We start from the raw sequence: 11526 nt of genomic DNA, 5'->3' as shown, positions 1-11526 counted from the left end.
GCCGGAAACGTGCCTAGGGAGTGGCCCTGCGGAGTGTGCCGTAGGAGCCCGCTGCCAGGACAACCCCGGCGAGCAGCAGCCAACCGGTGAGGGCAAGCGGCGTGAGCTGGACGAACCAGGCGCCCACGGCCGTCCAGGAATCCGTCCACGTGGCCACCGCCACTCCACCGAGAATGAGAAGACCGAAGGCGGTCAGGGACGCTACCAGGCCAAGAACCCGCCAGCGCTGGTACACGGTAGCGAACCAGAACCCGAACATGAACAGCAGGATTGTCAGGGCGAAGTAGAGCAGGATCTGCGCAAACCAGGGCGATTCAGCGATCCAGGGAAGGGCGAAGATATGCCCGTCCACGCCCCAGCCGTTGGTAGCCTGCTCCGCCAGGCCCAGCAGCCAGTAAATGACGCCCACGGCCATCGACAGTGCGGTGTACAGCCCCAGCGTCCCCAGGTAAAACGAACGGCGGCTCACGCTCATTGCCTGTGAGAAGGGGAAAGCCAGCATCATCGACTGCACGCCGATGGCGAGGAAGTACCACATCAGGGCCTGGCCGGAGAAGGCGAGCCGGGTGGCGCCGTCGTCATTCGGAATGATGGCCAGGATGGCCAGGGCCAGCCCGGTGGAGGCCACGAGCACAATCGCCGGGACGCCAAGATAGATCCACTTGTTCACCATCTGCATGCGGGCAACGGCCCAGGCGCGGTTCATCGTGCCACCTCCACGTTCGTGTCCGCTGCGGCGGGGGAACCGAAGCGTTCGTTGGCTTTGAGGGTCCGTCGGATGATCAGCTGCTGCAGCGAGACTGGTGCAAGTTCGAGTCCCAGGGACTCCGCCCTCTCCCTGTCTCCGGCCTGCAGCGGTGCATCAACCGTGACCGAGGCGAGCGCCCCGAGCCCCTCGCGGTGCAGAACGGGCCGTCCGGCAACGAACTCCTCCACGACGGTTGATTTTCCGGCTACCGCGAAGGCAGAGCCCGTGATGGCCTCTACCTCGTCATCCATCACGATCCGGCCGCGGTCGATGACGATGACGTGCTCCAGGAGGTTGGCCACCTCATCGATCAGGTGTGAGGACAGAATGATGGTGCGCGGATGGTCCGCGAAATCGGTGAGCAGGCGGTCGTAAAAGAGCTGGCGTGCCACGGCATCCAGGCCAAGGTACGGTTCGTCGAAGAATGTCAGCTCGGCACGCGAGGCCAGCCCGATGATCACGCCCACCGCTGAGAGCTGTCCGCGTGAGAGTTTCTTGATCCGGTGTTTCTTGGGGTTGGGCAGCTGGAAGTCTTCCAGCAGGCGGTCGGCCAGCGGCGCGTCCCAGTTCGGGAAGAAGAGGGACGCGGCGTCGAGGGCGTTCCTGATAGTGAAGTCGTCCGGGTATTTCTGCGACTCCCGCACGAAGCACAGCCGGGAGAGGATCTGCTCGTTCTCGAACGGGTTTCCGCCGAATACCCGGACTTCCCCTGAGCTGGCAAATCCCTGGGCGGTCAGGATGGACATCAGGGTGGTCTTCCCCGCGCCGTTGCGGCCCAGGAGCCCGTAGATGCGGTTTGGGGCGATGTCGAGATTGACGTCGTCAAGGGCCAGCTGGTCCTTGTAGCGGCGCGTTAGCCCGCGGGTTTCTATGACGTTCATGGTGCCGGGGTCCCTTCGTGTTCAGCGGCACTGCGATGGATGAGGGCGGTAAGTTCCTCCACTCCGATCCCGAGCTTCCGGGCTTCGCTATGGAGAGGCTGTACGTACTGGCGGTAGAACTGGTCCTGCCGCTTGGCGAGGACGGTTTCCCGGGCGCCGGGTGCCACGAACATTCCAATTCCGCGGCGTTTGTAGAGCAGCCCTTTCTCAACCAGCAGGTTCACACCCTTGGCGGCCGTAGCCGGATTGATCCGGTAGAACGCCGCGAACTCATTGGTTGAGGGCACCTGGCCCTCTTCAGGGAGCACTCCGTCGAGGATGTCCCCTTCGATCCGCTCGGCGATCTGCTGGAAGATCGGCTTGCTGTCATCGATCACTGAATCCTGCTCACCTTCGCTGGTTAATTACTTGACTAAGTAACCACACAACCCCGGGAGGGTCAAGCGCCGGTTCGCATCAGTTTCATTGCACACAAAAACCCGCCTGCGGCGGCAGGCGGGTTTTTGTGTAAAGGATAGAGGGGGCAGCCGCTCGTGCTGATGTGTCCTAGGGCTTCGCGGCGTCCTTGCTGTCTGCGGTGGCCGGACCGGCCTCCGCATCCGTCCCGGTGCCCGCGCTCTCGGAGAGCAGCGGAAGTGCCGACGTTGCCGGCTCGGCCTCGGCAGCGGCGCTGCCGGACCCGGACGGAACGGGAGCCGCAGCATCCGTTGTTCCGCGTTGCTCGGGGCTGCCGGGGGATGCGGCAGAAACGGACGCGTCCTTCGTATCGGCTTCCTGGGCAGGAGCTTCAGCTGCCTTCGGTTCCGGAATAGGAGCAACGCTCACCTTTCCGCCTCGGCCGCTGTCCTGGTCAACGGGACCCGCGTTACCGGCCGGGGCCGCAACGGCCGCGGTTGGTCCGCTGGCCGGGGTTGCTCCGGGGGCCGGGGTTGCCGCCGGAGCAGCGGACGGCACCGCCGAGTCCGCCGGCGCCACGGGAGCATCAGCAGCTTCCTGCTCGGCAGCTTCCTGCTCGAGGATGTCCGCCTCCAGGGTGGCCAGCATCTCCTCGGCCTCTTCAACCATTGACTGGTTCTCGGCAGCGATGCCGCGCACCAGCCACTGGGCCAGGGCGAACTCCGCTGACAGGGCGGCGCGCCTGATCAGGTGGGGATCAACGGCGTCGGGCCGTGCCTCGACGTATGCGTGGTGGACGGTGTCCGTGAAACCGGAATTGTTCGCCGCGATCAGCCAGGCGAAATCGTCGGCGGGATCGCCGATCCGCAGGTCGGTCCAGCCGTTCACCGCGCTGACCCGTCCTCCCGAGACCAGCAGGTTGTCCTCGTGCAGGTCTCCGTGCACCACGGTGGGGCTAAAGCGCCACAGCGCCACGTCTTCCAGGGCGTGCTCCCAGCGGCGCAGCAGGGTCGCCGGGATCTTGCCGGTCGTCGCAGCCTGGTCCAGTTCGTTGAGCTTGCGCTGACGGAACTCGTTGGCGGTGTAGCTGGGCAGGTCCGCGTTGTTCACCAGCGACTGCGGCAGGGCATGGATCGCAGCCATGGTGCGGCCAATGTCTGCTGCCAGTTCGGCCCCGCCGCCGGCAAGTTCGTCTATGTCCCGGGTGGAGCCGGGCAGGTGGGAATACACGAAAGTGCACAGCTGGCCCTGGCGGACGGTGCCGGCAACGTAGGGGAGGGCGAAGGGCAGTTCCGCCCGGACGCCGGGAACGAAGGCACGCAGGACCAGCAGCTCGGTCTCCAGGCGCATGCTGGCCTCAACGTGCTTGGGCGAACGCACCCGCCACTGTTTGCCGGCGTCGTCCACGAGGAGAGCGGAATCGAAGTCCGCGGCGTCGTCGGGCGAACCGGCCACGCCGGTAAGCGCCAGCGCGGGTACGGCGGCGCTGGCCAGGGCTGCCAATTCCATGGGTGTGCGTTTCACACCTTCAACCGTAGGGGCAGATGTGTTGGGAGTAACCCATAGGCACCCGGCGAGTCGGAAGAGCGTGAGGAAAAACTCAGGGTTTGGCACCCGGGTATCCACCGGCAGCGGACGGCTTTCTGATTGGGGTCCCGCAGTAAGTACGGTAGGGGTATGAGCAGTCCGTTACGCACGCCAGAATCCCCGCAGCTTGGACGGCTGCCGCTTGCGCGGGGCGCCATCGACCGCGGCAGTGAGCGCAGGACCTCCGAGGAACTCTTCGCGGAAATCCGGGACCTTGAAACTACCCGCGTCCTGTATTTCTCCCTGGGCAAGGCCCTTGTCCGCGAGGACGCCCTGGTGCTGGACCCTCCAGGGCCGGACGGGTTCGGCGAGGAACCGGTATACCTTGGCCGGACGCTGGAGGACGGCACGGTTCCCGCGGGCGCGGACATCGTTATGGTGACCCTGGCCGAGCCCGACCCTGCCATGGAACGCGCCGGTGCCAGGTGGGCAGGCCTGCGGGACGTCGCGGTCATTCTTGGTTCATTGGATGCGGGACTGTTCGTCGAGGCCTGCGCCGTCGCCAACTGGCATGCCACCCATACCCACTGCCCGCGCTGCGGCGCCCCTACCCGGATGGAACAGGGCGGCTGGGTCCGCCGCTGCACCGAAGACGGCAGCCAGCACTTCCCACGCACGGATCCCGCCATCATCGTCGCCGTGACCGACCCAGCGGACCGGATCCTCCTGGGCCGCGCCGCAGCCTGGCCGGGCAACCGCTATTCGACCCTTGCCGGCTTCGTTGAACCGGGGGAGTCGCTGGAAGCCGCAGCGATCCGCGAGGTGGCGGAGGAATCCGCCGTCGTTGTTCGGAATCCGCAGTACCTGGGCTCCCAGCCGTGGCCGTTTCCGTGTTCGCTGATGCTGGGATTCTGTGCCGAGGCGGACGGCACTGAGCCGCAGGCCGACGGCGTCGAAATGGCAGATGTCCGCTGGTTCACACGCAGGGAACTCACCGAGGCCGTTGCCGCCGGTGAAGTCGGCATACCGTCCTCCATCTCGATTGCCCGGAACTTGATTGACCGCTGGTACGGCGGACCCGTTCCGGAGCCGGAGGCCGGGGAATGACAGTAGACACACTTGAAGCCCGTATCCTCGCGGGGCTCGACGACGAGCAGCGGGAAGTTGCAACCTCGCTCACCGGTCCGCTGTGTGTGCTGGCAGGCGCCGGCACCGGCAAGACCCGGGCCATCACGCACCGGATGGCTTACGGCGTCCACTCCGGCCTCTACAAGCCGCAGCAGGTACTTGCCGTTACCTTCACGGCACGCGCTGCGGCAGAGATGCGCACCCGCCTGCGGGACCTCGGCGCCGGCGGAGTGCAGGCCAAGACCTTCCACGCGGCGGCGCTGAAGCAGTTGCAGTACTTCTGGCCGCAGACTGTCGGCGGTCCGCTCCCGGGGCTTCTGGACCACAAAGCCCAGCTGATCGCCGAGGCAGCCCGCAGGCTCCGGCTCTCCACTGACCGCGCGGCGATCCGCGATGTCGCCGCCGAAATCGAGTGGGCCAAAGTTTCCATGCTCACGCCGGACAGCTATGTGCGTGCCGCGGCAGGCAGGGATGCTCCTGCCGGATTCGATCTGACCACCGTCTCCCGCATCTTCCAGTCCTACGAGGATGTCAAGGTGGACCGCAACGTCATCGACTTCGAGGATGTCCTGCTGATCATTGTGGGCATCCTGCAGGAGGACCAGCGGGTAGCGGCGACTGTCCGGGACCAGTACCGCCACTTCGTGGTTGACGAGTACCAGGACGTCTCCCCGCTCCAGCAGCGGCTGCTGGACCTGTGGCTGGGGGAGCGGGACGAACTCTGCGTGGTGGGCGATGCGAGCCAGACCATCTACTCCTTCACCGGGGCAACCTCGCGGCACCTGCTCGAGTTCACCCGCCGTTTCCCGGGCGCCGACGTCGTCAAGCTGGTGCGCGATTACCGCTCCACCCCGCAGGTGGTGAATCTCGCGAACCGCATCCTGGCTGCCCGAACCGCCGAGGGCGAGCGCTCGCGGAACGCGCCGCCGTGGCCGGAACCGCTGGAACTCATCGCCCAGCGCCCCGCAGGCCCTGAGCCGGTCTTCACGGAGTGCTCCGATGACGAAGCCGAAGCGGCGTACGTTGCCGGACGCATCCGCAAGCTGCTTGACAACGGCGTTGAGGCCAGCCAGATCGCCGTCCTGTTCCGCACGAACGGGCAGTCGGAAGCCTACGAACAGGCTTTGGCCAGTGCTGGGATCGGGTACCAGCTGCGCGGCGGAGAGCGGTTCTTTGCCCGCCGCGAAGTGCGTGATGCCATGCTCCAGCTCCGTGCCGCAGCCCGGTCAGTGGGCAACGAACCGGTGCCGCAGCTGGTGCGGGATATCCTGGCCAACCTCGGGTACACCACTGACCCGCCCGCCGGGGGAGGGGCAACCCGGGAAAAGTGGGAATCGCTGGCAGCCCTCGTCGCGCTCGCTGACGAACTCCACGCCAACCGGACCCAGGACCCGGACAGCATCTTCACACTGGCTGACTTCACCGCCGAACTCGAGGAGCGGGCCGCGGCCCAGCATGCCCCAAAGGTCCAGGGAGTGACCCTCGCCAGCCTGCATTCCGCCAAGGGCCTCGAATGGGACGCCGTGTTCCTGGTCGGCCTGAGCGAGGGCCTCATGCCGATTTCCTTCGCGGACACACCCGCTGCCGTCGATGAGGAACGGCGCCTGCTGTATGTGGGCATCACCCGTGCGCGCGTGCACCTCTCCCTCTCCTGGTCCACCGCCCGAACCCCCGGCGGCAGGGCCAACCGCAAGCCGTCCCGGTTCCTTGACGGACTTCGTCCGAACACTGCCCGCGACGCCGGTGCGCCCCGTCAGGCACGGCAGACACGGAAGAAAGTCACGGGACCGGCCAAGTGCCGCGTCTGCGGATCCCTCCTTACCAGCGGGGCCGAACGCAAGATGGGCCGCTGCGGGGACTGCCCGGCAACGTATGACGAAGCCACATTCGAAGCTCTGCGCGAGTGGCGGCGGGAGGCCGCTGCTGAATCCGGGGTTCCGGCTTTCGTGGTCTTTACCGACGCCACGCTCGTTGCGATTGCCGAAGACAAGCCGCCGACCCTGAACCGGCTGGCGACGCTGCCCGGTGTTGGCCCGTCCAAGCTTGAACGCTACGGTGAGGCCGTGCTGCAGGTCCTGGCCCAGAGCCCCCAGCTCTGACTCGGGGCCGGCTGCCAACCTGCCCGGTTTAGGCCGCAGCGGCAGACTGCAGCCGGCATCCGCAGCCGGGATGGAAATCGAGGGACTCAAGGCCCACATGGCCGTCAGCGGCGCGGAGCTGGAGCACCGCGGACCACGTGACGGGTTGGGCAACGCCGTCGATGAAGCCCAGTGCCTGCGCGGCGGCCGCTGACGCCGCCAAGGCCGCCGATGCCGTTTCCTCGCCTCCGGGACCTGCGTCCCGGGAGGCCTCCCGCGCATCGGCAGACAGCACGGCCGCCGATGCATACCAGCCCGGATCCGCGTCGCCCCGGTGCCTGTCCAGGCAGCCCAGGCACGGCGTCGTTCCCGGAACTACGAGTGGTCCCACCTGGTATCCGTACTGCTGGACAGCCACCGCCAGGTGCGGGTGCTCAAGCTGGCCCGCAGACGGCGTATGCCGCGGCGCGGGCTGGTCCGACGCGAGGATGGTTAGGTTGGCAGCACTCCGCGGACCGCTGGCCGGCCAGGGAACCTGCAGGACGCGCACCGTCGGATCGATCCGGTAGAGCTGCCTCTTTACGGCCTGGTAGCGCGGCATGCCAATGTCAGTGAGGGCATATGCAGGGCCGACGTCGCTGGGGGAGACAACGGCCGGATCGCCCAGCAGCACGGTGCCAATCCCGGCAGCAGCGAGGATCCTTGCCGCCAGGGCCCCGCACCGTCCCAGACCCAGCAGCTCCACGACGGCGGCACCACGCAGCGCGAGCGGATCCAGGGCATCCCGGCCGTAGACGGCGGAGAGGCGTTCGGCGTCGGGCCGCAGGCGTTCCTCGCGCAGCGGCGGAAGGACGCGTCCCCTCTCGGGCTGCGCCAGGAGCACAGGGGCCAGCACCCGGAGCAGCTGTTCCTGCCGCTGTCCGTCCAGTCCGGCTGCGGCTCCGGCCGCCGGTTCCGCGCCGTCGGGCACGCCCCGCCGCAGGGCGTTGATGAACGCGTGGTCCCCGGGGGTCAGCCCGGCCAGCAGAAGGGCACCTTCACCAAGCCCAAACTGCCTGCGGTCAGGACCGAGGTCCAGGACGTAGATACCCGGGTTGATCCGCATACCGTCTCCTTCGGTCATGTGCTTGTGCCGGGGCACCATGTAAGCACGGACGCGATCGGAGCGAGGGAGTTTTCCACAGGTTTCCGAAGGGTCGGCGGCGGAGAATACTGTGGAGACATGCCTTCTCCATCTGTTCCCGCCACCACACGGGCCGGACTGCCCATCGAAGTCCGGCGTTCGGCACGCCGGAAGCGGACGGTGAATGCCGTGTTCCGTGACGGCGTCGCCGTCGTTTCAATCCCCGCACACTTCACCAAGAAGCAGGAGGCGGAGTGGGTGCAGCGCATGGTGGACAAACTGGAGACCCGGACGGCGGGGGCTCCGGCGGCCGATCCCGCGGCAGGCGGCTCAGGGCTGGAAGAACGCGCGGCAGAGCTGTCCCGGCGGTACCTCAACGGCGCCGCGCGGCCCGTCTCCGTGCGCTGGGTGGCCAACCAGAACTCGCGCTGGGGCTCGGCGACGCCTGCGCGGGGAACGATCAGGCTCTCGGACAAGCTGATAGGCATGCCCGGCTGGGTAGTGGACTACGTGCTGCTGCACGAGCTGGCACACCTGCTTGAGCCGTCGCACGGCCCAAGGTTCTGGCGCCTGCTTGAGTCCTACCCCCACACGGAGACAGCGAAGGCCTACCTGTCAGGCGCGGCCTATGCCAGTGCCCGGGGGCTCAAGGGTGACATGGCCGAGGGCTAGGCAGCCGGCCCGGCTTTCCCGCCGCCGTCGCTGCCCGGCTCATCTTCGCCGGGATCTCCTCCGGGCTCCGTTGCGTCCCCGGAAGCGTCAGCAGAACTGCTGCCGTCGGCGGCTTCGTCTGCCTGGGGTTCGTTGAATCCGCCCTCAAGCAGGCGGCGCAGGGCGGCGTCGACGTCGGAATCCGACGCATCGAGCAGTTCCCGGCGCTTACCGAAACCGGCCGGATCGTCCAGGTCCTCGGAGGTGGGCATGAGGTCCGGGTGCTGCCAGATTGCGTCACGTCCGTCGATGCCGCGCTCTTCGCGCAGGAGCGCCCAGAGTGCGGATGCATCGCGCAGCCTGCGCGGTCGCAGCTCGAGGCCTACCAGTGACGCGAACGTGTGCTCGGCCGGGCCGCCGCTGGCGCGGCGGCGGCGGATCATTTCCCGCAGGGCTTCCGCGGAGGGAAGGTTCGAGGTTGCCGCAGCGGTGACCTCATCCACCCAGCCCTCAACCAGTGCCAGGGCGGTTTCGAGCCGTTCGAGTGCCGCGGCCTGGGCCGGGGTGCGCTCGGGCTGGAAGACTCCGCCGGCCAGTGCTTCCTGGATCGATTCCGGATTGGCCGGATCGATGTCCCGGGCCACGTCTTCGATCTTGGACATGTCAATGTGGATGCCGCGTGCGTAGCTCTCGATGATGCCGAACAGATGCGGGGCCAGCCAGGGTGCATGGGCGAACAGCCGGGCATGGGCTGCTTCGCGGACTGCCAGGTACAGGCGCACCTCGGCGTCGGGGACATCCAGGCCCTCGCCGAACGCAGTGACGTTGGCGGGCAGGAGTGCCATGGTGCCCTCGGCGAGGGGGAGGCCAATGTCAGTGGAGCTGAGCACTTCCCGGGACAGTGCGCCCACGGCCTGTCCCAGCTGGATGCCGAACATTGCCCCGCCCATGTTTGCCAGCATGGAGGAAGCGCCGCCCATCATGGACTTCATCTCCTCGGGCATCTGGGTGGTGATGGCGTTGGACAGGGCCTGGGAGATGCTCACGGCCACGGGCTCGGTCAGACGGCGCCATGAATCCATGGTGGCCTCCACCCACTCAGCGCGGGACCATGCCCTGCCAAGGCTGGTGGTTGAGGGGAAGTCAGTCACCGGATCGAGCCACATCTGCGCAACGTGGAGTGCTTCATCCACCTCTTTTGCCTGTCCCGGCGTCACGGAGGGGTCCCCGCCGGCTGCCGCGACCCGCCGGGCGTTGTCCTTCGCCAGCTGCCAGTTGACCGGCCCTTCGGACGGGGCACTGAACATCGCCTGGACCTGCTGGAAGATCATGGCCATGGCGTTGGGGTCCGAGGGGAGTCCGGCGGCCTTGGCCAGCTCCTGGGGATCAATGCCCCCGGCCTGTCCGCCGCCAAAGAGGCGGGCGAGCATCTCGGACAGCGGATCCTGGGGAGTGTCCCCGTGGTCAGAGGGATTTGAGCTCATGGGTACCACCGGTCCTGTGGAAGTTCTAGTGCATTGGCAGCCAGTGGGTCACCGGCTGCGTGGATTCCCACGTTACCGGGCCGAACAGGGCACTGTCCCGCATTCACCGGATCCGTTCGCTGTTGGCAAAGGAGCACGTGGGAGAATGGCCCAAGACATCGTGCAGGGCCGGGAAAACCGGCCGTTCCACGGCGTTGATTATCTTCCCCATCCCGGCGCCCGGCCGGGTACCGGCCAGGCGCCGCAGGAAAGGACAGCCGATTGCGTTCCCCGAACGATGAATCCTCCGCTGGTAACGAGACGGAAGGCGCCGGAAGCGGCATCCCGGCTGCAGCCGCGCGGCCGTCACGGCGGTCGCCGCGCCGGCGGGCACTGCTGGTGGCCGGGGGAACCTCCCTCGCCCTGGGCGCTGCCGGGCTGGTCATTCCAGCACCCTTCGTCCTGGAATCGCCCGGCCCCACTTTCAACACCATCGGGGAAATCGGTGACAGCCCGCTCATCACCATCGACGGCGAGCAGACCTATCCCACTGCCGGGGAGTTGGCGCTGACCACCGTGTTTGTGTCCGGCGGCCCCAACGGTGCCGTGAACATGGGCGAGGTAGTTGCGTCCTGGCTCAATCCCGAGGATGCCGTACTGCCGGTGGACTTCGTTTATCCGCACGGAACTACCCGCGGGGAGATCCAGGAAGGCAACGCCGCAGCCATGACGTCCTCCCAGGAGTCAGCCGTCGCGGCTGCCCTGGACCAGCTGGACATTCCCTTCACCGAGGAACTTTCAGTCGCCGGCATCATGGAAGACGCACCCGCCGAGGGGGTCCTTGAAACCGGGGACGTCCTCCTGTCGGTGGACGGCACCGAGGTGACCGGTGTCGAATCGCTGCGCGAATCCCTGAACGGGACGGAAGGCTCGCCCGCCCGGATCGCCATCCGCCGGGACGGGACTGAACAGACCGTCGAGGTGACGCCGGTGCTGGGGGAGAACGGCACCTACCAGATGGGGGCCTACCTGAGCATCGACTACACCTTCCCGTTCGACGTCGCCATTGCGCTGGAGAACGTTGGCGGCGCGTCCGCGGGAATGATGTTCGCCCTGGGAATCATCGACAAGCTGACCCCGGGGGAGCTGACCCAGGGCCGCAGCTTTGCGGGCACCGGAACCATCGACGCCGACGGCCAGGTGGGGCCAATCGGCGGCATCGAACAGAAGATGGTGGGTGCGGCTGACTCCGGCGCGGAATTCTTCCTCGCACCGAAGGCCAACTGCGACGACGTCGTCGGAAACATTCCCGAAGGACTGGAGGTAGTCAGCGTGGAGACCCTTGACGAGGCCCTCACCGCCGTGGAGACCCTTGCCTCGGGCCGCGGCGCGGACGGCCTGGCACGCTGCACGGACGCCGGCTGAAGCCCCGGCAGACGGCTGCCGGGCCTCCGGATCGAATCACGATCCTAATAAGGTTCGTTCGCCGGTGCCTTATAAGTGGCAGTGCGCGGGATTAACAGGGCAGAAT

General features: G+C 67.1%; 10 protein-coding genes. 4 read left to right on the top strand and 6 right to left on the bottom strand.

The annotated features are described in order from the left end of the window. Positions 1-13 precede the first annotated feature (13 nt). The 4 genes from ACSLGO_RS17315 to ACSLGO_RS17300 all read right to left on the bottom strand — a co-directional run bounded on the left by ACSLGO_RS17315 (position 14) and on the right by ACSLGO_RS17300 (position 3549). Complete coding sequence (locus tag ACSLGO_RS17315; RefSeq protein ID WP_263127263.1) at positions 14-706, bottom strand: hypothetical protein; 693 nt, start codon at positions 704-706, stop codon at positions 14-16. Further along, entirely contained in the window at positions 703-1629 is a 927-nt protein-coding gene (locus ACSLGO_RS17310; RefSeq protein ID WP_433122215.1) for an ABC transporter ATP-binding protein, read from the bottom strand. The genes ACSLGO_RS17315 and ACSLGO_RS17310 overlap by 4 nt, the downstream gene beginning before the upstream one ends. Continuing rightward, on the bottom strand, positions 1626-2006 hold the full coding sequence (locus tag ACSLGO_RS17305) for a GntR family transcriptional regulator (protein ID WP_091603099.1): 381 nt from the start codon (positions 2004-2006) through the stop codon (positions 1626-1628). Before ACSLGO_RS17305 ends, ACSLGO_RS17310 begins: the two co-directional genes overlap by 4 nt. A gap of 169 nt (positions 2007-2175) precedes the next feature. Further along, positions 2176-3549 (bottom strand): macrolide 2'-phosphotransferase, encoded by a 1374-nt coding sequence (locus tag ACSLGO_RS17300; protein WP_386917577.1) that lies wholly within the window; start codon positions 3547-3549, stop codon positions 2176-2178. A 153-nt stretch (positions 3550-3702) separates the two neighbouring features. Between ACSLGO_RS17300 and nudC the strand changes: the two genes are divergently transcribed. Next, a complete protein-coding gene (gene nudC, locus ACSLGO_RS17295; RefSeq protein WP_436401567.1) occupies positions 3703-4659 on the top strand; it encodes an NAD(+) diphosphatase in 957 nt (318 codons plus the stop codon). Then, positions 4656-6779, top strand: coding sequence for an ATP-dependent DNA helicase UvrD2 (locus ACSLGO_RS17290; RefSeq protein ID WP_325786971.1), 2124 nt, complete (start codon positions 4656-4658; stop codon positions 6777-6779). The genes nudC and ACSLGO_RS17290 overlap by 4 nt, the downstream gene beginning before the upstream one ends. 28 nt (positions 6780-6807) lie before the next feature. Here ACSLGO_RS17290 and ACSLGO_RS17285 read toward each other — a convergent pair whose 3' ends face one another. Further along, positions 6808-7863 (bottom strand): ThiF family adenylyltransferase, encoded by a 1056-nt coding sequence (locus ACSLGO_RS17285; RefSeq protein ID WP_325786969.1) that lies wholly within the window; start codon positions 7861-7863, stop codon positions 6808-6810. 117 nt (positions 7864-7980) lie between these two features. Between ACSLGO_RS17285 and ACSLGO_RS17280 the strand changes: the two genes are divergently transcribed. After that, a complete protein-coding gene (locus tag ACSLGO_RS17280; RefSeq protein ID WP_436401566.1) occupies positions 7981-8553 on the top strand; it encodes a M48 metallopeptidase family protein in 573 nt (190 codons plus the stop codon). Here the strand turns inward: ACSLGO_RS17280 and ACSLGO_RS17275 are convergent. Beyond that, positions 8550-10016, bottom strand: coding sequence for a zinc-dependent metalloprotease (locus ACSLGO_RS17275; RefSeq protein ID WP_436401565.1), 1467 nt, complete (start codon positions 10014-10016; stop codon positions 8550-8552). The genes ACSLGO_RS17280 and ACSLGO_RS17275 overlap by 4 nt on opposite strands. Before the next feature lie 261 nt (positions 10017-10277). On the opposite strand from ACSLGO_RS17275, the gene ACSLGO_RS17270 reads away from it, so the two are divergent. After that, the gene (locus ACSLGO_RS17270; RefSeq protein ID WP_386917572.1) at positions 10278-11420 is read left to right on the top strand and encodes a YlbL family protein; all 1143 of its coding nucleotides are present in this window, start codon (positions 10278-10280) and stop codon (positions 11418-11420) included. Positions 11421-11526: the final 106 nt, after the last annotated feature.

Source organism: Arthrobacter sp. IK3, from assembly GCF_051337705.1.
Lineage (GTDB): Bacteria > Actinomycetota > Actinomycetes > Actinomycetales > Micrococcaceae > Arthrobacter_B > Arthrobacter_B koreensis.
This window is presented reverse-complemented; position numbering and strand designations above follow the sequence as displayed.